At 72.9% G+C, this 25,071-nt stretch carries 18 protein-coding genes; 13 read left to right on the top strand and 5 right to left on the bottom strand.

The window, feature by feature from the left end; all coding sequences use genetic code 11:
- Window positions 1–98: 98 nt before the first annotated feature.
- The 4 genes from ACFV7Q_RS13235 to ACFV7Q_RS13220 all read left to right on the top strand — a co-directional run bounded on the left by ACFV7Q_RS13235 (window position 99) and on the right by ACFV7Q_RS13220 (window position 4,469).
- Window positions 99–1,241, top strand: a complete 1,143-nt coding sequence (locus tag ACFV7Q_RS13235; RefSeq protein ID WP_385427709.1) for a hypothetical protein — start codon at window positions 99–101, stop codon at window positions 1,239–1,241.
- Window positions 1,238–2,680: an NADH-ubiquinone oxidoreductase-F iron-sulfur binding region domain-containing protein gene (locus tag ACFV7Q_RS13230; protein WP_385427706.1), complete on the top strand. Its 1,443-nt coding sequence runs from the start codon at window positions 1,238–1,240 to the stop codon at window positions 2,678–2,680. Before ACFV7Q_RS13235 ends, ACFV7Q_RS13230 begins: the two co-directional genes overlap by 4 nt.
- A 156-nt stretch (window positions 2,681–2,836) precedes the next feature.
- The gene (locus tag ACFV7Q_RS13225) at window positions 2,837–3,895 is read left to right on the top strand and encodes an SCO0930 family lipoprotein (RefSeq protein WP_385427756.1); all 1,059 of its coding nucleotides are present in this window, start codon (window positions 2,837–2,839) and stop codon (window positions 3,893–3,895) included.
- A gap of 49 nt (window positions 3,896–3,944) precedes the next feature.
- Entirely contained in the window at window positions 3,945–4,469 is a 525-nt protein-coding gene (locus ACFV7Q_RS13220; RefSeq protein ID WP_385427704.1) for a hypothetical protein, read from the top strand.
- 45 nt (window positions 4,470–4,514) lie between these two features.
- On the opposite strand, the gene ACFV7Q_RS13215 is transcribed toward ACFV7Q_RS13220, so the two are convergent.
- Both ACFV7Q_RS13215 and ACFV7Q_RS13210 read right to left on the bottom strand, forming a co-directional pair.
- Window positions 4,515–5,411 carry a proline iminopeptidase-family hydrolase gene (locus ACFV7Q_RS13215; RefSeq protein ID WP_385427701.1) on the bottom strand — a complete coding sequence of 299 codons (897 nt, stop codon included), beginning with the start codon at window positions 5,409–5,411 and terminating at the stop codon, window positions 4,515–4,517.
- Between the two features lie 95 nt (window positions 5,412–5,506).
- Window positions 5,507–5,980 carry a hypothetical protein gene (locus ACFV7Q_RS13210; RefSeq protein WP_385427698.1) on the bottom strand — a complete coding sequence of 158 codons (474 nt, stop codon included), beginning with the start codon at window positions 5,978–5,980 and terminating at the stop codon, window positions 5,507–5,509.
- A 432-nt stretch (window positions 5,981–6,412) separates the two neighbouring features.
- Here ACFV7Q_RS13210 and ACFV7Q_RS13205 point away from each other — a divergent pair, with 432 nt between their 5' ends.
- From ACFV7Q_RS13205 to ACFV7Q_RS13190, 4 genes are read left to right on the top strand one after another with little or no spacing between them, the layout of a single operon-like run.
- Window positions 6,413–6,988 (top strand): toxin, encoded by a 576-nt coding sequence (locus tag ACFV7Q_RS13205; protein WP_385427696.1) that lies wholly within the window; start codon window positions 6,413–6,415, stop codon window positions 6,986–6,988.
- On the top strand, window positions 6,985–8,247 hold the full coding sequence (locus ACFV7Q_RS13200) for an MAB_1171c family putative transporter (protein WP_385427693.1): 1,263 nt from the start codon (window positions 6,985–6,987) through the stop codon (window positions 8,245–8,247). Before ACFV7Q_RS13205 ends, ACFV7Q_RS13200 begins: the two co-directional genes overlap by 4 nt.
- Window positions 8,244–9,164 carry a DNA-binding protein gene (locus ACFV7Q_RS13195; protein ID WP_385427691.1) on the top strand — a complete coding sequence of 307 codons (921 nt, stop codon included), beginning with the start codon at window positions 8,244–8,246 and terminating at the stop codon, window positions 9,162–9,164. The genes ACFV7Q_RS13200 and ACFV7Q_RS13195 overlap by 4 nt, the downstream gene beginning before the upstream one ends.
- Window positions 9,165–9,175: 11 nt before the next feature.
- Window positions 9,176–9,640, top strand: coding sequence for a DUF3574 domain-containing protein (locus ACFV7Q_RS13190; RefSeq protein WP_385427689.1), 465 nt, complete (start codon window positions 9,176–9,178; stop codon window positions 9,638–9,640).
- A gap of 141 nt (window positions 9,641–9,781) precedes the next feature.
- On the opposite strand, the gene rox is transcribed toward ACFV7Q_RS13190, so the two are convergent.
- Window positions 9,782–11,209: a rifampin monooxygenase gene (rox, locus tag ACFV7Q_RS13185; protein ID WP_385427686.1), complete on the bottom strand. Its 1,428-nt coding sequence runs from the start codon at window positions 11,207–11,209 to the stop codon at window positions 9,782–9,784.
- Between the two features lie 464 nt (window positions 11,210–11,673).
- Between rox and ACFV7Q_RS13180 the strand changes: the two genes are divergently transcribed.
- The 5 genes from ACFV7Q_RS13180 (at window position 11,674) to ACFV7Q_RS13160 (ending at window position 20,683) form a co-directional block, all read left to right on the top strand.
- Window positions 11,674–12,333, top strand: coding sequence for a hypothetical protein (locus tag ACFV7Q_RS13180; RefSeq protein ID WP_385427683.1), 660 nt, complete (start codon window positions 11,674–11,676; stop codon window positions 12,331–12,333).
- 39 nt (window positions 12,334–12,372) lie between these two features.
- Window positions 12,373–14,808: a WD40/YVTN/BNR-like repeat-containing protein gene (locus ACFV7Q_RS13175; RefSeq protein ID WP_385427680.1), complete on the top strand. Its 2,436-nt coding sequence runs from the start codon at window positions 12,373–12,375 to the stop codon at window positions 14,806–14,808.
- 43 nt (window positions 14,809–14,851) lie between these two features.
- Complete coding sequence (locus ACFV7Q_RS13170; RefSeq protein ID WP_385427677.1) at window positions 14,852–15,268, top strand: hypothetical protein; 417 nt, start codon at window positions 14,852–14,854, stop codon at window positions 15,266–15,268.
- Window positions 15,265–19,107 (top strand): hypothetical protein, encoded by a 3,843-nt coding sequence (locus ACFV7Q_RS13165; RefSeq protein WP_385427675.1) that lies wholly within the window; start codon window positions 15,265–15,267, stop codon window positions 19,105–19,107. Before ACFV7Q_RS13170 ends, ACFV7Q_RS13165 begins: the two co-directional genes overlap by 4 nt.
- 244 nt (window positions 19,108–19,351) lie before the next feature.
- Window positions 19,352–20,683: a PP2C family protein-serine/threonine phosphatase gene (locus ACFV7Q_RS13160; RefSeq protein ID WP_385427672.1), complete on the top strand. Its 1,332-nt coding sequence runs from the start codon at window positions 19,352–19,354 to the stop codon at window positions 20,681–20,683.
- A gap of 43 nt (window positions 20,684–20,726) precedes the next feature.
- Here ACFV7Q_RS13160 and ACFV7Q_RS13155 read toward each other — a convergent pair whose 3' ends face one another.
- Together ACFV7Q_RS13155 and ACFV7Q_RS13150 are read right to left on the bottom strand one after the other, a co-directional pair.
- Window positions 20,727–21,872 (bottom strand): ABC transporter substrate-binding protein, encoded by a 1,146-nt coding sequence (locus ACFV7Q_RS13155; protein ID WP_385427669.1) that lies wholly within the window; start codon window positions 21,870–21,872, stop codon window positions 20,727–20,729.
- Window positions 21,873–22,042: 170 nt separating this feature from the next.
- Window positions 22,043–24,883 (bottom strand): SpoIIE family protein phosphatase, encoded by a 2,841-nt coding sequence (locus ACFV7Q_RS13150; protein WP_385427666.1) that lies wholly within the window; start codon window positions 24,881–24,883, stop codon window positions 22,043–22,045.
- Between the last annotated feature and the right edge of the window lie 188 nt (window positions 24,884–25,071).

Raw genomic sequence — 25,071 nt, 5'->3', positions numbered from 1 at the left:
GACCTCATCTCCGGCCCGCCGCGGAGCAGTTCCGTCGACTACCCCGGGCGCCGAGTGCGAAGTGGAGAGCCTCGGGCCCGGGCGTATGGGAGAACCCGATGCCCCTGTCCCAGACCCGCGCGCCCCGCTCTCACCGGGCCCGCAGCACCAGACGCCGTGCCGATGCGGCCGCAGCCGCCGGCCGGCGGGCCGTGCGCCGTCCGCTCATGCTGTCCGCGGCCGGAGGCCTGCACCCCGCCGCCCTGGCCGCCGTCGCCCTCGCCGCCCTGCTCGTCCTGGGAGTGGCCGCCCGGGCCGGCGCGCTCACCAACCTGTGGGACTTCCTCGACTACGGGGCGGGCGTCCTCTCGCTCGTCTCCCTCACCTCGGCGGTCCTGTGGGGCCTCGCCGCCACCGACCGCCTCCTGTTCACCTCCGGGCTCAGGATCGTCGCCCAGGGCGTGCACCGCGGGCTCGCCGTCTCCGGACTCGGCTTCCTCGCCCTGCACATCTGGATCAAGATCGCCGAGTCGCGGACCGGCGTCGTCAACGCCATCATTCCCTTCACGGACCAGGACCAGCCCGTACTGATCGGACTCGGAAGCCTGGCCGGCTACTTCTTCGTCAGCGTCGCCGTCTCCGGCGCGGTCCGCAGCGCGTTCGCCACCAAAGGGCGCTCCCTGTGGTGGCGGGCCCTGCACGTCGGCGCCTACCCGGCCTGGGGCGCGTCGCTGGTGCACGGCCTCCAGTCCGGCCGCGCCGCGAGCGGCTGGGTCACCGTCGCGTACGGGATGTGCATCGTCGGGGTCGCCTCGGTGCTCCTCGTACGGCTCCGCAGGAGGCTGCGCGCGGAACGCGACAGGCCGGTCGCCGCACAGGCGCAGGCCGCAGGCCGGGGCGGCGCCGGACCGGACCGGCCGCGGTCGGGCGACCGGTTCCTGCGGCGGCCCGCGGAGTGGGCCGCCGAGCGCCTGACCGCACGGCTCGCGCGGCAGGCGGACGGCAGCACCGCCGACCCGCGGCCCGGCCCGCTCGCCGACCCGCCCGTGGGCGCGTACCCCGGCTCCTACGCCGAGCCGCTCCAGGACCCGTTGTTCACCTCCGCCACCGCACGGACGGTTCCCCCGCAACGGCCGCCCCTGTCACCCGTCCCCGCGAGCCCGCCGTACGGTGCGGGCTCGGCGTTCGTCACCAGCCGGCTCGACGTCTCCACCGACCGGCCCGGCGGCCGGCCCGCGGGCGGCGCACGGAGGCCGTCGTGACGGTGACCCCGGCCCTCGGCTGCGTGGGCCAGCCCCGGGTGCTCGCAGGGCTCGACGCCCTCCCGCGCCTGGACCGGGAAGACCACCTCGCCGTACACGGGCCCGTGCCCTCGTACGGGCCGGAGGGACTCGTGGAGCTCGCCGAGGACATCGACCTGCGCGGCCGCGGGGGAGCGGGATTCCCGTTCGCGCGCAAGATGCGCGCCGTCATGCGCAGCGCCCGCGCGCGCGACGGCCGCACCGCCCTCGTCATCAACGGCAGCGAGGGCGAGCCCAGTTGCCTCAAGGACAAGGCCATCCTGCTCAACTCCCCGCACCTGGTCATCGACGGAGCCCTGCTCGCCGCCTCGGCCATCGGCGCCGAGGACGTCGTCTTCGGCGTGACCCGGGAGGACGTCGAGCGGTCCGTGCGCACCGCCATCGCCGAACGGGGGGCGGGGGGCCTGGTGCGGGTCGCCATGCTGCCCGAGCGCTTCGTCACCGGCGAGGGCACGTCCATGATCAACGGCATCGAGGGCGGCCCCACGCTCCCGTCCGGGCAGAAGGTACGGACCAGCGACCGGGGCCTCGGGGGCCTGCCGACCCTGCTGTCCAACACCGAGACCTACGCCCAACTCGCCATCGCCGCCCGGATGGGCGCCGGCGGCTACCGCACCGCAGGCCTCCCGACCGAGCCGGGCACGACCCTGCTCACGGTTGCCGGCAACACGGTCCTCGAAGTGCCGCTCGGGACCTCGCTCGCGTACGTCCTGGAGCTGTGCGGCTCCTCACCCGGCCAGGGCGTCCTGATCGGCGGCTACCACGGCCGGTGGCTGAGCGCCCAGGCGGCCCGGAACGTGTTGCTGTCACGGCAGTCCCTGGCCACGGTCAAGGCCGTCCTCGGGGCCGGGGCGGTGCTGCCCCTGCCGGAGGACACCTGCCCGGCGGGGGAGATCGCCCGGGTGGCCCGCTGGATGGCCGACGAAACCGCCGGCCAGTGCGGGCCGTGCTTCCGGGGGCTGCCCTCGCTCGCCTCGGCCCTGGAGGACGTGGCCACCGGGGGAGGTCGCGCCGCCTTGGACGCGATCGAGCTGCGCATGCAGGCGGTGCGCAAGCGCGGCGCCTGCAGCCATCCGGACGGCACCGCGAACTTCGTCGCCTCCGCGCTCGCCACCTTCCCCGACGAACTGCGCGACCACGCCCTCGGCAGCGGCTGCGGACGCCGTGTCGTCGGGTGCCTGGCGCTGCCCGACGACGACGAGAGCCCCGAACAGCTCGTCGTGGACTGGACCCTGTGCAGGGGTCACGGCCTGTGCGTCGACCTCCTGCCGGAGGTCGTGCGCCTCGACGTCGACGGCTACCCGGCCCAGGCCGTCATGCCGCTCCCGGGTCGCCTGCGACCGAAGGCCGCGCGGGCGGTGCGCCGCTGCCCCGCGCTCGCGCTGCGCATCCAGGAATGAGTCCGCCACAACCGGTGCTCCGTCGACCGGAGTTCAGCGATTAGCGGGATCTGATAAATTCCAGGTCATTTCAATTCCATGACCCCCGCAAGGTTTATGAATTACTCAGCAAGGCAACGCCCCCGGGACCAACCCGAAGGAGTGACCGTGAAGAAGATGCGCCGCGTGACAACTGCCGGTTCAGTGGCCGCCGTCCTGTTGCTGGCGGCCGGCTGCGGCAGCGGCGGAAACGCCGCGAGCGGCGGGAATTCCGTACAGCCCGCGGGCGCGGGAAAGGCCTTGGCGGACACGTACGGCTCTGGAAACGGGACGGGCGGGTACGGGGCGAACCCCGGGCAGTTGAGCGGCTCGGGCGCCGGGGCGGATGCCGCTGCCGGCAAGGGCGGGGCGGCGGGCCAGCTCGCCGTACGGGAGATCGCGAACGTCGGCAGCGTGGTCACCGACAGCGCCGGCGCCACCCTCTACCGCTTCGACAAGGACACCCCGCAGCCCCCCAAGTCCACCTGCGACGGGGACTGCGCCACCGCATGGCCCCCGGTCCCCGCGGACGACGCGTCGGCTTCGGCCGGCATCGAGGCGGGGCTCCTCGGGGCAGTGACCCGCACCGACGGCACCAAGCAGCTCACCCTGGCGGGCTGGCCGGTCTACCGGTACGCCAAGGACACGAAAGCGGGTGAGGCGAACGGCGAAGGCGTCGGAGGCACGTGGCACGCACTGGCGCCGGACGGCAAGAAGGCGGTCGACAAGAAACAGAAGGCAGGGGGTTCCGGAATGGAAATGGGGTCGGGAACGGGCTCGGGAATGGGATCCGGATACGGGTCCGGGTACGGGTCCGGCTCCGGCGACCAGCCGGGCAAGACGGAAACGGAGCTCTCCGTGGCGGCGAACGAAAAACTCGGAAAGATTCTCGTGGACGGGCAGTGGCGAACGCTCTACCGCTTCGACAAGGACAGTGCGTGGCCCATGAAGATCGGATGCGTCGGCTCCTGCACGGACACCTGGAAGCCGGCCGCGCCCGTCGACAAGACGAAGACGACCGGTATCAAGCCCGAACTCATCGGGACGGTCAAGCGGCCGGACGGGAGCGAGCAGCTGACGATCGACTGCTGGCCCGTTTACACCTTCACCGGGGACACCGAGCCCGGCCAGACGAACGGCCACAAGAAGCAGAACCTGTGGTTCGCCGTCACCGAGACCGGCAAGAAGGCCGCCTGACGGCGCCCCGGTAGTCCCCCGCCCCCCACCAGAACCCTGTGAGGCAGCCGTGCCCCCGACCTTCCGCCACCTCGCCGCCTGCGCCGTCCTGCCGGTGCTGCTCCTGTGCGGGGGCTGCGCCGGCGGGGGCACGGCCGTCCCGCAGGGTTCCGGTCCCGCCGCCGGCGCGTCCACGGCACCGTCCGCGAGTCCGGCCGCCCGCCCCGACTCCTTCCAGGACATCGCCGCCGTACTCGGCTGCACCCCCGAGATCACGGTCGATGCGGAGGAGATCCGCGAGGGGGCGTGCGGCACGGGCCCGCAGGCCTACCGGATGGCCACCTTCTCCACCGAGGAGGGCCGCAGCGCCTGGCTGACGGAGGCCCGCGTGTACGGGGGCACCTACCTCGTCGGACCCCGCTGGGTGGTCACGGCCGCCACCCCCGAGGCCCTCGGCCCCCTGCGCGACCGGCTGGGCGGCACCCTCGAATCCGGCGCCGCCCACGGCGCCGGCTCCACGCCGGGGCCCGCCGAGAGCCCCGGCCAAGGGTCCGCCCAGGGTTCCGCCCCGCATGCGGGTCACCCGTCCCCCTGAGCAGGCCGCCCCGCGGCCGGTCACGCGCTGCGCTGGTGGTCCCGCCTACGGGTGCTGTGCGTCGCTCTCCACGCGGGAGAGGAACGAGTCCAACCCGGCCCGGTACCGCTCGGGCTCCTCGACCATCGACAGGTGCGCGCTCTCCTCGAAGACCATCCACTGGGCCCCGCGGATCCCCTCCACCAGGGGCTGCACGGCCGCCGGTGTGATCTCGTCGTACCGGCCCGTCGTGACCAGCACCGGAAGGTCGAGCTCGCCGAGGCGTGCGGTGACGTCCCAGTCCTTGAGCGTCCCCGTGACGTTCCACTCGGCGCCGAACATGGCCCGGTACAGCTCCGTGTTGACGGCGGCGGCGGCCTGCGCCACATGCTCCGGGAGCGGCGTGATGCGGCAGATCCACAGCCGGAAGAAGGCGCCCGCCGCCTCCTCGTACTCCGGGCTGTCGGTGGTTCCGGCGGCCTCGTGACGGGCGAGGGTCTCGCGCACCCCGGCCGGCAGGCGGTCCATCAGGCGCCGTACTTCCGAGGCGAGCAGCGGGACGCTCGCGCTGGTCCCGGCGAGGGTCAGGCTCGCCAGCCCCGGCGGGCGCCGGAGTGCGTACTGGAGGGCCAGCATGCCGCCCCAGGAGTGGCCGAAGAGGTGGACCCGGTCGAGCCCGATCCCCCCGCGGACGGCGTCGACCTCCTCGGTGAAGGTCTCCGGGTTCCACTCGGCCGGGTCGTCGAGGGGGTCCGACCGCCCGCAGCCCGTCTGGTCGTAGTAGACGACGGTGCGGCCGGAGGAGGTCATGTCGTCCAGGTCGGTGAGGTAGCCGTGCGGTAGCCCGGGGCCGCCGTGCAGCACCAACAGCGGCGGCCGGCCCGGGTCGGCGGGCCAGGGGCCGGCGATCCGGTACCAGGTGCGTCGGCCCCTGAAGGGCACGGTCCCTTCGCTGATCTCCACGGCACCTCCAGCCGCTCGGGGGCCCCATCCTCCGCGCAGGTCGCCCCGTGCACCCCGACGACGCGCCGCCGCCCGCCCCGGGCTCACCCCTCGGGTCAGCCCGGGACGGAGTCCGGGCGGGTCTCCGGCCGGTCCACCCCGCGCCGTGCCGCGAGGACGACGAGCGCCCCGGCCACCGTCCCGGCGAAGTAGGGGGACGGCACCAGGAGGACGCCGCCCACGGTGCACCAGGCGGCGAGGCCCCAGCCGATCCCGGCGGGCACCGCCACCCCGCGCCCGGCCAGGTGCCACATCAGGCAGCCCAGGAGGACCAGGGGCACGGCGAAGCTCCCCGGACCGGCCCAGAAGGTGACCCCGTTCTGCAGGGACTCCACCGTCGGGTCGGCAGCCCCGTCCGTGAGGGCGAGCGGAACGGCCGCCCAGACGCCCCGGTCGGCCCACCCGGCGATGTCCTCCCGGGCGGCGAACGCCAGCAGGGACAGGTGCCCCACCCCCAACCCGATCAGGATCCCGCTCGCCCAGCGGACCAGCCGCTTCCCGCCGTGGGCGGTCCTCGTACGTCCCGGCACGGACGCACCCCCTTCTATACGGCACCGTATAATCGATGTGTACGGTAACGCACAACGCCTGCCCCGGGCAATGCGGTGGGGCTCCTGCGGTCCCCGTCCGCCCCGCACGTACGCGACACCCGCCCGGGAATTCGCCGGTAGTTGCCGGGTGTCCGCCGCGCACCGTCCGCGGTGATCCGGCCAATCCGGCCGATCCGTCCGACCGTGGGTGCCTGCGCCCGGCCCGCCGCCGGCGTCGCCGCCACCCCTGCCGCCTCGGCGGACCCGCCGGGCTTTTGTCGGACGTACTGTCCCCGTGCCGGAAATCCGGCACAGGGGGGTGGGAATTCCGCCCGTACCGCCCGAAGTTCCCGTGGCCGAATCGAACTCGCCCCGCACGGAGGCGAGTTGCCGCTGTGGCATTATGGTCGCGTCGTCTGCTCGGAGATGGGGATGAAGATACCTGGCGCAGGCTTACCGGACTCGGAGGGCAGACTGCTCAGACGCCGGCTCAAGCAGGTCCGCCGCACGTGCGAGGCGCGGATCGCGGAGTGGGGCATGGAGCAGGGATTCGGCATCGACGAACTCCACCGGTATTTGTGCGCACGGCGCGGACGCCCGATCCATCTGGTTCCCACTTCATTCCCGGACCGCCATCTGTTCGGCATCTGGCTGAAGCTGGACGAATTCGACATCGTCGCCTTCGAGAAGTCGGCCTCCCCGGCGCACAAGGAACACATCATCGCCCACGAACTCGCCCACATCGCTTTCGACCACCAGGGCCCCGTACAGCTGAGCCAAGGAGATTCGAGCCGGCTGCTGACCGGCGTCGACCCGGCGGAAGTGCGCGGCCTGCTGAAGCGTTCCCGCTACAGCGACGACGAGGAACAGGAGGCGGAGACCCTGGCGTCGCTGCTGCTGTCCCGCGCCAGCCAGCGCTGGGTGGAGCCCGCCTGGAGCGCTCCCGCCGAAGCCGCCGACGTCGTGGCGCGGATCGAACTCGGCCTCGGCCGCACGGACCAGTCGTGACGGCGCTCTACACGGCCCTGGCGTGGATCTGCACCTTCGTCGGCCTCGCCGCGTTCGCCTACCGGCTGCCCGACCTGCGGCGCCGGCCCCGCGACACCGCCCTGTGGGCGCTGTGCGTCTACTTCCTCTGCTCCGGCATCAGCTTCCTCGTCGACCTGGACCTGATCCGGCTGAAGATCTCCGCCTTACTCGGCCTGCCGAACATCACCTCCCTCATCACCCAGGTCGCGGTCGTGGTCCTCACCGCCGCCCAGCAGGTCGTGCTCGTCCACTGGTCGGCGCCGCCCGCCGAGGCCCGCCGCCGGAGCCGGCGCCGGGTGCTGTTCTACGCCGCGGCACTCGCCGCCCTCATCACCGCCTCCTTCCACGTCGGCCCGGTCGCCAAGTCCGAGACGGCCACCTCGACGATCCTGCTCAGCATCCAGGACGGCGGATACGCCCTCTACATGTCCGGCTACCTGCTGATCTGCGCCATCGGACAGTGGGAGACGGTACGGCTGTCCCTGCGCTTCACCCGGGTCGCCAACCGCCAGTGGCTCGTCGTCGGCATGCGCACGGTCACCGTCGGCGCCGGCCTCATCCTGGTCTACTGCGTCACCCGCGGCATCCAGATCGCCGGCACCCGGCTGCACTTCGACGGAGCCGCCCTCGACCCCGTGCAGTGGACCTGCGGCAGCGTCGGCGCCCTGCTCCAGGTCACCGGCTGGACCATCCCCTCCTGGGGCATCCAGCTCACCCGCGGCCGCGCCTGGATCCGCAGCTACCGCGCCTACCTGCGGCTCCGGCCCCTGTGGCAGGCCCTGCACCGGGCCACACCCGACATCGCCCTCGACCCGCCCCGCTCCTGGCCGCGCGACCTCCTGCCGCCCCGAGACCCGCATTACAGCCTCTACCGCCGCGTGGTCGAGATCCGCGACGGCCAACTCATGCTGCGCGCCTGCCTCTCCCAGACCGAGTTCACCCGGGCCGCCCGCGCCCTCGGCCTGCCCGAGGACCCGACCACCCCCCTCGGCGAGGCCCTGCAACTGCGGGCCGCCATGGACGGCGCGGCCGTCGCACCCACCCCGCGGACCGAGCCGTCCGAGCCCTCCGACCTCCCGGCCCGGCCCCCGTACGAGGACTTCCGCGCCGAGGTCGCCCGGCTGACCGACGTGGCCGCCGCCTTCCGCGCGCTCGGCAGGACCGGCGCGCTCCGCGCCCGCACGGGGGACGGCTCCGGCCCGGGCGCCGGCACCGGTTCGCGGACCGTGGCCCGGTGACCCGCGCCGCCCTCCGTGCGGTCGAGCGGCTCGTGGCCCTGGACGCGGAGCACGGCGCTGCGGCCGCGGTCCCCGCCGCCCGGGCCGCCGTACGCGAATTCCCCGAACTCACCGCCGACCCCGGCAGTCTGCCCGCCCGGCGCCGCGACCGTGACCGGCTGGCCGCCCTCGCCGAACTGTGCGAGGTCATCGGCTGGATCCTCTTCGACGCCGGCCGCCACGCGCCCGCCCACGCCGCCAACCGGCGGGCACTGCACCTCGCCCACCTCGCCGGGGACCACTGGACCGCCCGCCTCGTCCACCTCAACCACGCCATGCTCCAGACCCACACCGGCCGGGCCCGAGCCGCCCTCGACACCGTCTCCCGGGTGCCCGGCGTGCACCCGCTGCCCGCCCGGGTGCACAGCCTGACCCTGATCCGCCGGGCCCACGCCACTGCACTGCTGGGGGCCCGCCGTGAACCACTGGGCCTCATCGACCGGGCCCGCAGCCGCTTCCTCGACGGGGTCTCCCGCCACGACCCGCACTGGGCCTGGTGGATCGACGAGACCGAGCTGATCGGCCACCACGGCTGGGTGCTGGCCAGGCTGGGCCGCTGGGACCGCGCCATCCCGCTGCTGCAGCGGGCGGCGACCGCGCCCGGCCCCTCGTACCGGCACCTGTTCACGGCGCAGCTGCTGTCCGCGCTGGCCGGCGCCGGCGCCTGGCACGAGGCCGAGCAGCTGATCGCCGGCCTCGCCCCCCGGGCCGCCGGCATCGGCTCGGCCCGCACCACCGAAACCCTCGGCCGGACGGCCGCGGTCCTCTGCCACGCCCCCGGGGTCCCCCCGAGCCTGCGGGACGCGGCCGTCCACCTCCGGGCCGTGCTGCCCGCCGGCCCGCGCCGCACCACCCCCACACCCCCACCAGACAGATAGGAACCCCGTTCATGCGCCAGATCCGGATACCGATGTCCGCGGCCGTCGCCGTGCTCGTCTCGGCCGCGTTCTTCGTCGCCTCCGGCAGCCAGGTCCCGTACGCCGCCCCGGCCGCACGCCAGGAGGCGGCCGGCGCGGAACGCGGCCTTGCGTACGTCTCGACCCACCTCTACTTCGGAACGGGCCGGCACGGCGGCCAACCGCCCATTCCCGACGAGGAGTTCATGAAGTTCGTCGCGGACGTGATCACTCCTCGCTTCCCTTCCGGCCTCACCCTTCAAGAGGCCCGGGGCCAGTGGCGCGACAAGGACGGCGACATCAACCGCGAGAAGTCCTACGAACTCACCGTCCTCTACCCGGTCGCCGAATCCCGCGCCCGCGACCGCGACATCGAGTACATCCGCAGCCTCTACTGCCGCACGTACGGACTCGAATCAGTGGGTCGGGCCGACGCCCGCGTCCACGCCGACTTCTGACGGGTCCCCGCCCGGGACGACCCCCGGAGGGGGCGTCCCGGACGTACGCACCGCCGTTGCGCCGGGCAGCGCCCCGCCCGTCGCAGACGTTCCGCATCACGGCCGGGCCGTCGGCTGCACGGCGCCGGCCCGGGCGCGCGCTCAGCCGGCGGCGGTGCCGAACCACGTGGGCAGCCGGCCGAGCAGGTCCTGCTGGTCCTCGCCGACCCACGCCACGTGGCCGTCGGGCCGCAGCAGTACCGCAGGCACGTCCAGTTCCTCGCTGACGTCGACCACGTGGTCGACCCGGTCCTCCCAGCCCGCCACCGAGAGCCGGCCCGTCTGGTCGAGCAACAGCCCGCGGCCGCGGTGCATCAGCTCGTAGAGGCGCCCCCGCTTCAGGGTCAGGTCCCGCAGCCGCCGGCCGATCAGGTCGTGTCCGTCGCCGAAGTCGTAGCGGACCCCGATCGCGGTGATCTTCTCGATCAGGTGCCGGTTCACCTCCTCGAAGGCCATCAGTTCCGTCAGCAGCCGACGCACGGCCTGCGGGCCGGGCTCGGTGGACATCAGCTCCATCTGCGCACGGGTGTTGGCCAGCACGTCGGCGGCCACCGGGTGCCGTTCCGCCTGGTAACTGTCCAGCAGCCCCTCCGGCGCCCAACCGCCCACCTCCGCGGCCAGCTTCCAGCCCAGGTTGAACGCGTCCTGGAGGCCCAGGTTGAGCCCCTGGCCGCCGGCCGGTGGGTGGACGTGCGCCGCATCGCCCGCCAGCAGCACCCGGCCCACCCGGTAGCGCTCGGCCTGCCGGGTCGCATCGCCGAAGCGGGAGAGCCAACGCGGCGAATGCACACCGAAGTCGGTGCCTGCGAACACCCGCAGCCGCTGTTTGAACTCCTCCAAGGTCGGCGGGACCGTGCGGTCCTCGGACACCCCCTCGGCAGGCACGACCAGGCGGTACACTCCCTCGCCGAGGGGCACGGCGCCGAACCGGACCTGGGTCTTGCGGACCTCGGCCACCGAGGCGATCAGCGTCTCCTGCGGCACGGCCACCTCCATCTCGCCCAGCAGGGTCTCGGACCTGGCCGGCTCGCCGGGGAAGCCGACACCGAGCAACTTGCGCACGGTGCTGCGGCCGCCGTCGCAGCCGACGAGGTAGCGCGAGCGCAGCCGACTGCCGTCGGCCAGCTCGGCGGTCACCCCTTCCCCGTCCTGGCTCAGCCCGACCAGTGCCCGGCCGCGCCGGATCTCGACGCCGAGCTCGACGGCGCGCTCGGTCAGCAGCCGGTCGGTGACGGGCTGCTGGATCGCGAGGACGTACGAGTGCGCGGTGTCCAGATCGGCGGGCCACGGCCTGTCGATGCCGGCGAAGAAGCCACCGACCGCGAACCGCTGCCCCAGGGGAAGGAACCGCTCCAGCAGACCGCGCTGGTCCAGTACCTCGACGCTGCGCGCATGCAGGCCGAGCGCACGGACCACCCGGGTCGGCTCCGTGTCCCTCTCCAGTACGACCACGCGTACGCCGTGCAGTCGCAATTCGGCGGCCAGCATCAGGCCGGTCGGTCCACCACCGGCAATGATCACATCGAACATGAAATCCCCCATTCGGCAACGCTGCGTGCCTCAACGGCACGCACTCCGCGGATCCTGCTTTTCGGCAGGTTCCGGCGTCGGTCGGAGATTTTGCAGCACGACCAGGGTCTTGCCGCAAGGCCCCCAGTGCGCTATACGTTGAGAGTGGCAAGGAGTGGGCAACCTCCTTGCCTTTTGCTTTTCCGCCTTCCGCCTTCCGCCTTCCCCCTTCCCCTCCGCTTTCCTCGGCTCGGCAGACCCGGAGAAGGGTGCCGGTTGCCGCACCCCTCGGGCGGAGGGACGATGAAAGGGAGTTGCGGCCCACGACCGGCGCCGGACGTCTCCCTCCGTGGAAGGTCCGTACGCGCCCGTCCCGCGACCCGTTCCTTGGTGTCCCACCTGGGGGCCGGATGGCAAGAGTCCCGCGCGGCGTGGTCGATGCGCGCGGCCGGCAAGCCGTCGTGCACGACAGCGAAGGCGCTCTGATGGCATTGGACCTGGAGAGCGGCGAGCTCCTGTGGCGCCACGGGCCCGCTCTGCGGCCGTGCGCCCTGGCCGCCGGCTCGGTCGTGGCCCTGCGGATCAGCCCGTTGCCGATGCTGGTGGTCGTCGTGCTCGACGCCGCGACCGGGGCGGACCGCTGGACGGCGGAGCCGGTCGAGTTGCCGCCCTGGGCTCGTTGCACCCTCAACGACACCCGCGACTTCACCCTGCGCACCGAGACCGGCGAAGACGCCGTGGTGATGCACTGGGTCGCCCGGTCCCGGTACCGCGGCGGTGCCGCACCCAGCGCACGGGTCCTGGAGGAAGCCCGGCGCGAGGCGCACGGCGCCCTGCGGGTCGAGCCGGCGGTCCCCCGGGTGGAAGTGCTGCCGGGAGCAGAATCGGCAGCGGACACGGACACGGACACGGACACGGACACGGACACGGACACGGCAACGGAGGCGGAGGCACGACCGGACCCCGGCTCGGCCGCCGAGGTGTTGGACCGGAGCACGATCGGCGGCATGCGCGTGGAACTCACCCGCCGTGCCGGTACCGGGGCCATCGCCCTGAGGGCGGTGGATCCCCCCACCGGCACCGTTTCGTGGGAGGTGGAACTGGACCCCGCGTCCCCGCGGCGGGCGCCCAAGCTGCCGCCCTAGCCGCGCCCCGCACCCTCTCATCCCGATCGGGGGCACATCATGGCCATCTCGGACGAAGAGCTCGCCCGGTTGAAGAACATCAGCGTGGCGCAGGTGCAGTTGCTGTGCCGGAGCCGGGGAACGACGAACGAGGCCCTGGAAGCCCTGCCCGAAGCCGCGGTGCGGCGCGCCCTGCTCCGCCTCGACTTCCCCGACCTGCCCACCGCCCGGGGGCTCTTCCGCCTCAAGCAGGAACGCAGCGACGACGGGAGCGTCCGGCCGCACGCCCTGGGCACGGCCTACGAACAGACGAAGGCCCTGCTGAGCCGTGAGGCGCCACCGGCGACCGCGGGCGTACCGACCGGACCGAACGGCCGGAGGACCGGGGGACGACCGGCCCCGACGAGCGGTCTGCGGCGGGCCGACTGGGTGTGGCTCGGCCCCGGGAACATCGGTGGGCGCACGCGCGGCCTCGTGATCCACCCGGCGCAGCCCGACAGGATGTGGGCCGTGAGCGCCGGCGGCGGCGTGTGGCACACCCGGGACGGCGGCATCCAATGGGACCCGGTCGACGACTTCCTGGAGAACCTCGCGTGCGCCTGCATCGCGAGTGACCCGTCCGACCCGTCGACGATGTACGTGGGAACCGGCGAGGCCTTCCAGAACCTCGACGCCATCAGGGGCAACGGAATCTTCACCACCACCGACGCGGTCAACTGGACCCCCCTCAGAGCCACCCAGACCCCGGACTTCCAGTTCGTGAGCCGGATCGCCGTGTCGCAGTCCGGGGAAGTCGTCCTCGCCGCCACCGCCACCGGCCTCTTCCGCAGCACCGATCCCGCACGGGCCGTCTGGACCCAGGTCCTGGACAACCCCCTCGGCGACGTCAGGTTCGCCCCCCGGGACAGCAGCAACGCGGTCGCCGGATCGCTCCAGGACGGTGCGGCCTGGTTCAGCCGGGACGGCGGTCTCACCTGGGACCTGGCCGTCGGCGGCCCGTGGACCGGCCGGGTCGAGCTCGCGTACGCCGAACAGGACCCGGACGTCGTCTACGCGTCCGTCCAGATGACCACCGGCCAGATCTGGCGGTCGCAGGACGGCGGGGCCAACTACCGGAAACGCAAGACACTGGCCCCGGACGGTCGCCCCTCGGACTACCTGGGCGGGCAGGGCTGGTACGACAACACCATCTGGGCCGGGGACCCCACCGACGCGGACCTGGTGCTGGCCGGCGGCATCAACCTGTACCGCAGCACGGACGGCGGCGACCACCTCACCGAGATCAGCACCTGGTGGGATCCCCGCTCCGTCCACGCCGACCAGCACGCCATCGTCCCGCACCCCGCCTACGACGGGCTCACCAACCGGACGGTGTTCTTCGGCAACGACGGCGGAGTGTTCAAGGCGGACGACCTGGCGGACGTCGGCACCGAACCGGAGCCCCCGTTCGTGAACGGCTGGACCGAACTGGTGAACAACTACGGGGTGACCCAGTTCTACGCGGGAGCGGGCCACCCCGGCAGCGGGAAGATCATCGGCGGTGCGCAGGACAACGGCTCGATCGTCTTCGACCCCACCCTCGGCAGCCAGAACTGGCGGCAGTTCTTCGGCGGCGACGGCGGCTGGTGCGCCTCCGACCCCACCGACCCCGACGTCTTCTACGGCGAATACGTCTTCCTGAACATCCACCGCAACACCGATGGCGCCACGACCGACGACACCCAGGGCGACCGCTACATCAGCGGCCAGTTCTTCAACTTCGGGACCCGTGACTGGGACTGGAAGCGGGCGCCCTTCCGCATCACGGACGCGAAGAACGAGAACGCGCTGTTCATCGCACCGTTCGTACTCGATCCCAACAACGAGAACCGGATCCTGGCCGGCGGGGTGTCCCTGTGGCGGACGGACGATGCCAAGCAGCCGAACACCAGCGCCGACGGGCCGACCTGGAAGGTGGTCAAGCCCGGCGCCGGCACGCTGATCAGCGCGATCGCGGTCGCACGCGGTGACTCGGACGCGGTATGGGTGGGCCACGAGGACGGCATGGTCTTCCGCACCGCCAACGGCACCGCACCGACGCCCACCTGGCAGCGCGTCGGCGCGACGGGCCCGAACCCGTTGACCCCGCGGCGCTACTGCACCTGCATCACGGTGGATCCGGCGGACCCGGACACCGTCTACGTCGCGTTCGGAGGGTACGAGCGCGGCAACCTGTGGGTGACCAAGGACCGCGGCGCGAGCTGGACCGACCTCGCCACCGCGCTGCCTCCCGCTCCGATCCGGGCCCTGGCGGTGCACCCGCGGCGGACGGAGCTGCTGTACTGCGGCACCGAGGTCGGACTGTTCGCCAGCGAGAACGCCGGGGCGAGCTGGTCGCCGACCAACGAGGGCCCGACCAACTGCTCGGTCGACGACCTGTTCTGGATGGACGAGGTCCTCGTCTGCGTGACGCACGGCCGCGGAATGTTCCGGATCGACCTGTCGGCGGTCACCTGAGCACCGGCACCGAACCGGCACGACAGGGAGAGCGGTGAGTCCGATGGCAATGGATGCGATTGCGGCGTCCGCGGCCACTGCCCTGGTGGGGGCGATGACCACCGACGCCTGGCAGCAGGTACGGGCGGCCGTCGTGGCCTGGTGGCGTCGCGTACGTCCGCAGCAGGCGGACCGGGTGGACGTGGCGCTCGCGCAATCCCGGGACCGCCTGCTGACGGCCCGCCGTGACGAGGACGCGGAACCGCACCTCATCGCGGCCTGGGAGGCCCGGTTGACCGATCTGCTGTGGGAGGACGCAGCCTTGGCCGGGGAGCTGCGGCGGCTGGTCGACGAAGACATCGCCCCGCTGCTGGGCCGTGCGACCACAGTCCGGACCGGAGGGCAGGAGCTCCGGGCCAAGGCCTCCGGCCACGGCCGGGTGTACCAGGCCGGACGGGACCAGAACGTCTCCGGGTCATGAACCCCCCCGACGGACGGCCCCCGGACGCAGAAGAGGTCCACCTGGAAGCCCACGCCTCGGATCGGGCCAGGATCTACCAGGCGCGCCGGGACCTGTACCTGTCGGAACGGGACCTGCACCTGCACTACGCGGACGGCATACGTGAAGCCCGTCGAGTGGTGACCGCCGGGGCCTCCCGGGAATGCCCCTACCCCGGCCTGGCCGCGTTCGGCGCCGAGCAGGCCCAGTGGTTCTTCGGCCGGGACGCACTGGTGGCCAAGCTACTGGTCCGGATGGACGCCGGCCTTGCGGAGGGCGGGGCCCTGGTCGTCGTCGCCCCCTCCGGGGCCGGAAAGTCCTCGCTGCTCCGGGCGGGGCTCCTGCCCGAGGTCGCCCGGGGCGCCCTGCCGGGCTCGGCGCGGTGGCCCCGTCTGTGGCTGACCCCCACTGCGCATCCGATGGCGGCGCTGGGCGGCCTCCTGTCGGAGGTGGTGCGCGGGAGCGGGGAAGTGCCCGGCGACGGTCCGGACGGTCCGGTGTGGCGGCCGGCCCTCCTGCGTCGGGCGCTCGTGGAGGGCGGCGGCAGGACCGGCGAGGAATGCCACATGGTGCTGGTCGTGGACCAGTTGGAGGAACTGTTCACCCTGTGCCCCGACGAAGGGGAGAGGCGGCGGTTCCTGGACACCGTGCTGCGCATCGCGGATGCGGGCACCGACGGCGAACCGGCCGTCGTCTCGGTCGTCCTGGGCCTGCGCTCGGACTTCTACACCCAGTGCGCCGGCCATCCGGGGCTCCTCGACGCCGTGGAACGCAACCAGGTGATCGTGGGCCCCCTGTCTCGAACCGGGGTGCGGGAGGCGATCCTCCACCCCGCCCGCGCGGTCGGGCTCGACGTCGAACCGGGGCTCGTGCAGGTCCTGCTGCGTGACCTCGGTGCACATCGGCCGGGTGACGCGGACGCGGGCACGGACGAGGTCGGCGCCTACGAGACCGGTCGGCTCCCCCTCCTCGCCCACGCGCTGAGGGCCACCTGGCTGTGCCGGGCGGGACACGTGCTCACCGTGGACGGTTACGAGTCCACCGGAGGCATCGCGCACAGCGTGACGGTCGAAGCAGACCGCTGCTTCGACCGGCTCCCTCCGCAGGCCCAGCGGACGGCGCCGTCCGTGTTCCTGCGGCTGGTCACGTTCGGCGACGGCACCGAGGACACCCGTCGTCCGGTGCGGTACGCCGACCTGCTGGGCCGAGGGGAACAGGCCGTCGCTGCGGCCGAAGCCATCGAGACGTTCACCCGGGGACGGCTGCTGACCCGCGACGAGGACACGGTCACCATCACCCACGAGGTGCTGCTACGGGCCTGGCCGCGCCTGCGGCAGTGGATCGACGCCCACCGCGCCCGGTACACGGTCCGCCAGCGGCTGGAGGAGGCGGCCACCGCCTGGCAGCAGGCCGGCCGTGACCCGGGCCTGCTGTACCGGGGCGGCAGACTGGACGAGGCCCGCACCCTGGACGACGACGAGCTCACGCAAACGCGGGAACCGGTCGTGTCCGAGTTCCTGGCGGCCTCGGTACGGCAGAAGCTCCGCGCGCGCCGGATCCGCCGGGGCGTCATCGCCGGACTCGCTGCGCTGGCCGTACTCGCCACGGCCTCCGCAGTCTTCGCGATCCACCAGCGCAACACGGCACGAGACGAACGCAACACGGCGGTCCTCGGCCAGATCCGGGCCGTGGCCGACCGGGTTCGCCCGACCGATCCGTCGTTGGCCGCCCAGCTCGATCTGGTGGCCCACCGGATGTCCCCGGCCACGTCGACGGAAACCAACCTGCTGAGCGCCCAGAACATACCGCTGGCCACCACACTGACGGGTCACACGGACCGGGTGAACGCCGTGGACTTCAGCCCCGCCGGACGCCTCCTCGCCAGCGCGGGCAGCGACGGCACGATCCGCCTCTGGAACACCGCGGCCCGGCCCCCGACCCAGCTGGGGGCCGCCCTGCGCGGCTCCCGGGGCGCAGTGCGGGCGCTCGCCTTCAGCCCCGGCGGACACCTCCTCGCCGGTACGGGCGACGACGGCACGGTCCACCTGTGGGACGTCCGGGATCCCCTCCACCCGGCAGCCCGCAGTGCTCCCGTCCGCGGCGCTGCCGGCGCCCTGAACACCCTCGTCTTCAGCCCGGACGGACACACCCTGGCCGCAGCGGGCCACGCCGGCCGCATCCACCTGTGGGACACCACCGACCCCGGGCACCCCCGGCCCTTCACCAAGCCGTTCCGCGGCTCCGCGGGCGAGGTGAACGGGATCGCCTTCAGCCCGGACGGCAACCTGCTGGCGTCCGGCGGGAACGACGCGACCGTACGGCTGTGGCAGGTGGCGGACCGGCGACGCCCCTCGGCCCTCGGCCGGGCTCCCGACCGCATCCCCTACCGGGCCGGAGTCCCCGGTCACGTCCGGGCCGTCGCCTTCAGCCCCGACGGCCGCACGTTGGCCGTGGCCGGGAGCGACCAGAAGGCCCACCTGTGGGACGTCACGCGACCCGCCGGGCCGACCCCGCTCACCGACCGGAACAGCAACAACGTCGTCAACACCGTCGCCTTCTCCGGCAGCGGGCACCTCATGGCCCACGGCGGCGATGACAACAGCATCCGGCTCGAAAACATGCGGGCCCGGGAGGAGGAGGCCTGGCACCTGACACCACCCCTGGAGGGCCACGCCGGACACGTACTGGCGCTGGACTTCGACCCGGAGGGCACCGTGCTGGCCAGTGCGGGCGCGGACCACACCGTCCGGCTCTGGACGGTCCCGCGCACGATCCTCAGCGGACACACCGGTTACGTCGACACCGTGGCCGTGAGCCCCGACGGACGTCTACTCGCCTCCGGCTCCCAGGACAACACCGTCCGCCTCTGGGACGTCAGGGATCCGGCTGCTCCCCGCCCGGTCAGCGCCTCGATCCGCGGCCGCACCCCCTACGTCAACTGGGTCGCCTTCAGCCCCGACGGCACCGCCCTGGCCGTCGCCGCCGGACGGACCGTCCAACTGTGGAACGTCACCGTGCCGGCCAGACCCAGGACGCTGAGCCAGCCGCTCCAGCACCCGGAGGCGAACTTCCGGGGCGTCGCGTTCACCCCGGACGGGCGCACCCTGGCAGCCGGCAACAACGACGGCACGGTCCACCTGTGGGACGTGTCCGATCCGTCACGGCCCGCACCCCGCGGAGCGCCCCTGGACCTGCACGCAGGCCCGATCATCCGTCTCGCCATCAGCGAGGACGGCCGCACGCTCGCCGCCGCGGCGGGGAACGGCACACTCCACCTGTGGGACGTCTCGACGCCCGCACGCCCCACGGCGCTGGCCGCACCGCTGCGCGCCAGTGCCGAGGCGCTCACGTCGGTCGTGTTCAGCCCCGACGGCCGCACCGTCGCCGCCCCCGGCGGCGACGGCAAGATCAGACTGTGGGACCTCACCGACCGCACCCGTCCGACCTCGACGGGCCCGCCCCTGACCGGCCACACGCAGAACGTCTACACCCTCGCCTTCAGCCCCGACGGCCGCACCCTCGCCAGCGGGAGTTTCGACGCCACCGTGCGGCTGTGGGACGTTCGCGGCGGCGGCCGGGCGCGGGCCCACGGACTGCCCGTGACCGGCATCCTCAGTTACGTCAACGCGGTGGCGTTCTCTCCGGACGGCCGCTTCCTCTTCCTCGGCGTCGGCGAGCTCACGGTGCGCATCCTGCCGCTGTCGACCGGGACCGCCACCGGCTACGTGTGCCGGGCGACGGGGAACCTGCTGACACCCGCGCTCTGGCACGCGTACGTTCCGCACCTGCCCTTCGACCCGCCGTGCCCCGAACGGCGATGACCCGCGCCGTCCCACGCGCCGGCCGCGGGGGCACACGGTCTCCGCCCGGGTGCGACATGCCGCGCACGGAGCAATCGACGGGTCGGGGGGACGGCCGTGTGACGCTGCTGGGGTCCTGTCGATCGCGGCTCGTGTCAGGGGGCAGGGTGCACCGCTCGCGGAGGTGGTCCCACGAGCGGATCCGCCGCGACCGTTGCGCGGCTCCGGCCGGGTCACCGCGGACACGGGTCGCCGGGCGGCGGTGATGGCGGAGCACTCCGAGCACCCCCGGCCCCGGCGCAGCCGCGGGCTGAACCAACGCCTGGAAGCCGAACTGGAGCGGATCGACGAACAGCTGCGGCAGTCGGCCAGGGCCAAGGACCAGCTGCAAGGTCTGCTGGACGCGGTGTTGGTCATCACTCAGGAACTGGAACTCCCCGAGGTGCTGCACCGTATCGTCACCACTGCCATGGGCCTGGTGGGCGCTCGGTACGGAGCGCTGGGCGTGCTGCACGAATCCGGTGACCACCTCGACCAGTTCATCACCGCCGGGTTGTCCGAGTCCGAGCGGGCGGACCTGGCCGGGATCGACTTCCCGCACGGCCGGGGCGTGCTGGGACACCTCATTCGCCACCCCGAACCCATGCGGGTCGAGGACATCCCCTCCCACCCTTCCTCGGTGGGCTTCCCTCCCGGCCACCCGCACATGCGTACCCTCCTCGGGGCCGCCGTCAAGGTCCGCGGCACGATCTACGGCGACCTCTACCTGTCCGAGCGGCGCGACGGCCAACCCTTCGACCGCGCCGACGAAGAGATCGTCGTCGCACTGGCCGGAGTGGTCGGCATCGCGATCGAGAACGCCCGCCTGTTCGGGCAGGTCCGCGCCGGCGCCGAACACTTCCAGCGCCTCCTCCTGCCGACGCTGCCCGATCTGCGCCCCCTCGCCTCCGCCGCCGTCTACCGCCCGGCCTCCGAGCCCGACCACATCGGCGGGGACTGGTACGACGCCGTCATGCTGCCCGACGGCGTCTGCGTCGCCGTCATCGGCGACGTCGTCGGCCACGACCTGCGGGCGGCAGCCTCCATGGCCCAGACGCGCAGCATGCTGCGCGCCCTGCTCTACGACCGCCGCACCCCACCCAGCGGGATCCTCGCGCAGCTCGACCGGACCCTGGAAGCCACCACCGACAACCCCGTCACCACGGCCTGCCTGGCCCGCATCCAGTACGAGGGACCGGACTGGACGATGCACTGGAGCACCGCGGGCCACCTTCCCCCGCTGCTGGTCACCTCCGACGGGCGCGCGGAGTACCTGGAGGCGGAGCCCGGCGTGCCGCTCGGGGTGAGCACCGAACAGCACCGCCCGGACCACTTCTCCTCCGTGCCCGCGGGGGCCACGATGGTGTTCTTCACCGACGGACTCATCGAGCACCGCGCCCGGCCGGTCGACGAATGCCTGGACGCGCTGGCCGAACTCGCCGCCGTCCACGCGGCGCTACCGCTGCAGGACTTCGTCCGGACTCTGGCCGATCGCCACCCCAGCGACGGTCACGACGACATGGCGATCCTGGCCCTGCGCACCCCCGACACCCGCTGACCCGGACGGTACGGTGGTGCGCCGGCGCTGCGGCGCCGGGCCCTCAGCCCGGGACGGCTTCGGCCCAGTTGCGGTTCACGGTCTCCTTCGCCTTCTCCCGCTGTGCCTCCGTCGGGAACGTCGGCGTGCCCTCGACCGTCGGCAGGTTCTCCGCGGCCGCCTCGTCGAGCGTGCCGTCCTTCTTCATGGCGTCCATCAGCACGGGGCGTGCGTAGGCGCCGAGCCGGATGTTCTGGCCCTCCGGACTGAAGACGTACTCCTGCCACAGACGGGCCGCCGCCGGGTGCGGCGCGTCCTTGTTCACGCCGTGGGCGTAGTACTGCGCGAAGCTGCCGTCGAAGGGGATCGCGGTCCGCCAGTCGACGTCCGCGCCCTTCTTGCGGAATTCCTCGGCGTACCCGAGGTTGAGGAAGTCCCAGTCGATGCTGATCGGGGTCTGGCCCTTCTCGATCGTGGACGGGGTGGATTCGACCGGGATGAAGTTGCCGTTCTTGCTGAGCTCGGCGAAGAAGTCGATACCGGGCTGGATGTCGTCGAACGAACCACCGTTCGCCAGGGCCGCCGCGTACACGCCGGCGAAGGCGGAGCCGGACTTGGTCGGGTTGCCGTTGAGCGCGACCTTGCCCTTGTACTCGGGCTTGCGCAGATCGGCGAAGGTCGAGGGGCAGGTCTTGACGCGCTTGGCGTCACAGCCGATCGAGACGTAGCCGCCGTAGTTGTTGTACCAGCGGGCCCGTGGGTCCTTCTGTTCCTCGGGAATGCTGTCCCACGCCGCGACCTCGTACGGAGCGAGCAGGCCCTGCTTGGCCGCCGACCGGGCGAACGAGCCCCCCACGTCGATCACGTCGGGGGCGCGGCCGTCGCGCCTGTGCTCCTTCAGGGCGTTGATCTCGTCCTGGCTGGTGCCTTCCGGGTTCTCGACCGCGACCTTGATCCCGTACTTCTTCTCGAAGCCGTCGATCAGCGCGCCGTAGTTGGCCCAGTCGCCCGGGAGCGCGATCGTGTTGAGCGTGCCCTCTTTCTTCGCCGCTGCGGTCAGTGCCGCCGTGCCGCCGGCGTCCGCGGCGGAGGTGGCGACCGCGGGTGCTCTGGGCGCGGCGGTGGGCTCGTCCCCGCAGGCGCCGAGGGGCGCCGCTGCGCAGGCCAGGCAGACGGCGACGGCAGCGGTCCGGAGAGGAGGTGCGGGCACGAAGGCTCCATGGCGGGCGGTCGTGTACCAGTCGAAACCAGCGTACGTTCAGTGGGCTCGCCGGCGCAGTCCCAGCCGGCGCAGTCCCAGCTGGCGCAGTCCCAGCTGGCGGGGTCCGCTGCCCGCCCCGCGCCTGCCGTGCCGGGGACGTCCGGCGTGCCGGCGCCCCCTCACAGCGCCTCGTCGTCCCACCCGGCCAGGAGCGCCTCCCCCGATACCGTCACGGGCGGTGCGGCTCCGTCGTGGAGTGCCTGCTCGCTCCAAATGATCTTGCCGCGGGCGGTGTAGCGGGTTCCCCAGCGTTGGGCGAACTGCGCGACGAGGAACAAGCCGCGGCCGCCCTCGTCGGTGGCCTCGGCCCGGCGAAGGTGCGGGGAGGTGCTGGACCCGTCGGAGACCTCGCAGATCAGGCTGCGGTCGTGCAGCAGCCTCACCCGGATGGGTTCGGTTCCGTAGCGGATGGCGTTGGTCAACAGTTCGCTGAGGATGAGTTCCGTGGTGAAGGCGATGTCGTCGAGGCCCCATTCCCCCAGCCGACGTGCGCAGGCGTTGCGCACCCGGGACACCTCCGCAGGATCGGCGGGCACGTCCCACTCGGCGATCCGTACGGGGTCCAGCCGGCGGGTGCGGGCCACCAGCAGCGCGACGTCGTCGCTCGGCCTGGCGGGCAGCACCGCGTCGATCACTGCGGTGCAGGTTTCCTCCGGAGTACGGGCGGGCCCGGCCAGGGCGTCGCGCAGCGCTGCCAGACCCGCGTCCGGGTCGCGGTCGCGGCTCTCGATCAGCCCGTCGGTGAAGAGCGCCAGCAGGGATCCCTCGGGCAGGGTCAGCTCCGTGGTCTCCCGGGGCACGCCCGCGCCCAGGCCCAGCGGTGGGGAAACCGGCACCTCGGGGAAGGACACGGTGCCGCCCGGGTCGACCAGAGCAGGACCGTGGTGACCGGCGGTAGCGGCCGTCACCTGCCCCGAGACGGGATCGTAGACGGCGCACAGGCAGGTGGCTCCGGTGATCCCCTGCCACTCTTGCTCGTCGGCGTCGATGTGGGCGACCAGCTCGTCCAGGTGGTTCAGCAGCTCGTCCGGTGGCAGGTCGAGGGTGGAGAAGTTGTACACGGCGGTACGCAGGCGACCCATGGTGGCGGCGGCGTGCAGCCCGTGGCCGACGACGTCGCCGACCACCAGCGCCACCCGGGCACCGGGCAGCGGGATCACATCGAACCAGTCACCGCCCACCCCGGCCTGCGCCGCCAGATAGCGGTGCGCCACCTCGACGGCGGACTGCTCCGGTACGCCCCGGGGCAGCAGACTGCGCTGCAGCGTGTCGGCCACGGTGTGCTCGCGGGTGTACCGGCGGGCATTGTCGACGGACAGCGCCGCCCGGGCGGTCAGCTCCTCGGCGAAGGACACGTCCTCCTCGTCGAACGGCGGGGAGTCCTCCACCCGCCAGTAGCCGGCCATCCCCAGTACGACGCCCCGGGCCCGCAGCGGAACGGCGATCATGGAGTGGATGCCGCGTTCCAGGATCCGTACGGCGTTGGCCGGATCCTGCGTCCGCCAGCGGTGGGAGGTGCGCAGGTCCGCCTCCAGGACCGCACGGCCGCTGGCCAGCCCCACGGCCATGGGGCTGGTGGGAACGAACCGGATCAGTTTGCCGACGGGGTAGAGCGGGTGGTCGCCCCGCAGGCCGACGGCGGCGGTGCGGCGCATCTCGGTGTTCACGTCGGGCGGCTCCTCGCCGCGCAACACCGGATCCAGCAGGTCGACCGTGACCACGTCGGCGAACCGCGGGACCGCCACCTCCGCCAGTTCCTGCGCGGTGCGCTCCACGTCCAGGGTCGTACCCACCCGCACCCCCGCGTCGTAGAGCAGCTTCAGCCGCTCGCGGGCCACCTCGGCCCTGCCGGACAGCGCCCGCAGCTCTGTGGTGTCGCGCAACGTGACGACTGTTCCGGCCGACCCGTAGGGGGCGGTGGGCCGGATGTTCACCGCCAGCAGCCGATCGGCTGCCATGTGCACCTCGTCGGTCGCGGAACGGCCCGATGCGATCCGCTCGGCGATCCCCTCCTCCAAACCCAGGTCCTCGACGGGGAGCCCTTCCGCGTCCGCCGGCAGGTCCAGCAGCCGACGCGCCTCGTCATTGGCCAGCAGCAGCCGTCCGCCACCGCCGACGATCAGCACGCCCTCCCGGACCGCGTGCAGCACCGCGTCGTGGTGCTCGTACATCCTCGTCATCTCGGCCGGTCCCAGGCCGTGGGTCCGGCGCAGCAGCCGGCGGCTCACCAGAGCGGTGCCCCCCGCGGACAGCGCGAGCACCGCGCCTGCGCTGCCGAGCACGACCGACAGCTGCCTGTTCACCATGCCCTGGACGTTCTGGACCGTGACCGGGGAGGACACGATGGCGATGACCCTGCCCCCGGCGTCCTTGACGGGGACCACCGAGACCACGGACTGCCCCAGGGACCCTTCGAAGGTCTCGGTGAAGGACGTGCCGGCCGCCGCTTTGGAGAAGGGGCCGACCACGTGCTTGCCGATCTGCCGCGGGTCGCTGTGGGTGAGGGTGACGCCGTCGAGCGTGTACACGTTGATGCCGTCGACCCCGGCGATCTTTCGGGCCGCCTCGGCGCTCGGCTGCAGCACCGCGCTGGGACGGGCGCTGCGCAGGGCGGCGACGATCCCCGGAGACTCCGCGAACGTTCCTGCGGCGGCGAGCGTACGGTGCCGGGCGTCCAGCATGGCGGCGCTCTTGGCCTGCACCACGAGCGCCGCGACCGCGGCGGCGACGAGGAGGACCACGACGGCCAGCTGGAGGAGGAACACCTCGCCGGCCACGCTGCGCGCACTCAGGAGGGAGGACAGACGCTGACGCTGCGCCCCACGCGCCCCTCCCTCGGGGGGCGGGGCGTGCTCCCGGCGCTCCTGGCGGCCTCCCCCGCGGCGACGCCGCGGGGGAGCGGGAGAGGCCGTGGAGGAGCCGAGCAGCCAGCGCCGGAGTTCTCCCAGATAGTTGCTCATAATCCATTTTCTAACCTCTGCGGGCCGTCGGCACGGGGCAGGGACGGTCCCGACATGCTGCGGTGCAGCCTGAAGGACCCGAGCGGTCGGCTGACCGGTCGCCCGACCGGTCATCCGACCGGACGTGCTGACCGTCGCAGGCCCCCGAGCGGCGCCGTTGACCTGCAAGCGAGCGGGCAGAGCCCCCC

The organism is Streptomyces sp. NPDC059851, assembly GCF_042732005.1.
Classification (GTDB): Bacteria; Actinomycetota; Actinomycetes; order Streptomycetales; family Streptomycetaceae; genus Streptomyces.
The sequence above is the reverse complement of the archived record's forward strand: the minus strand, read 5'-3'. Positions and strand labels throughout refer to the sequence as shown.

Bases quoted from the DNA above. Each gene is read 5' to 3' on its own strand.
- ACFV7Q_RS13175 (WP_385427680.1), top strand. From the start codon at position 12,373: ATGGCCATCTCGGACGAAGAGCTCGCCCGGTTGAAGAACATCAGCGTG.
- ACFV7Q_RS13160 (WP_385427672.1), top strand. From the start codon at position 19,352: ATGGCGGAGCACTCCGAGCACCCCCGGCCCCGGCGCAGCCGCGGGCTG.
- ACFV7Q_RS13180 (WP_385427683.1), top strand. From the start codon at position 11,674: ATGGCATTGGACCTGGAGAGCGGCGAGCTCCTGTGGCGCCACGGGCCC.
- rox (WP_385427686.1), bottom strand. From the start codon at position 11,209: ATGTTCGATGTGATCATTGCCGGTGGTGGACCGACCGGCCTGATGCTG.
- ACFV7Q_RS13190 (WP_385427689.1), top strand. From the start codon at position 9,176: ATGCGCCAGATCCGGATACCGATGTCCGCGGCCGTCGCCGTGCTCGTC.
- ACFV7Q_RS13205 (WP_385427696.1), top strand. From the start codon at position 6,413: ATGAAGATACCTGGCGCAGGCTTACCGGACTCGGAGGGCAGACTGCTC.
- ACFV7Q_RS13225 (WP_385427756.1), top strand. From the start codon at position 2,837: ATGCGCCGCGTGACAACTGCCGGTTCAGTGGCCGCCGTCCTGTTGCTG.
- ACFV7Q_RS13165 (WP_385427675.1), top strand. From the start codon at position 15,265: ATGAACCCCCCCGACGGACGGCCCCCGGACGCAGAAGAGGTCCACCTG.
- ACFV7Q_RS13235 (WP_385427709.1), top strand. From the start codon at position 99: ATGCCCCTGTCCCAGACCCGCGCGCCCCGCTCTCACCGGGCCCGCAGC.
- ACFV7Q_RS13150 (WP_385427666.1), bottom strand. From the start codon at position 24,883: ATGAGCAACTATCTGGGAGAACTCCGGCGCTGGCTGCTCGGCTCCTCC.
- ACFV7Q_RS13170 (WP_385427677.1), top strand. From the start codon at position 14,852: ATGGCAATGGATGCGATTGCGGCGTCCGCGGCCACTGCCCTGGTGGGG.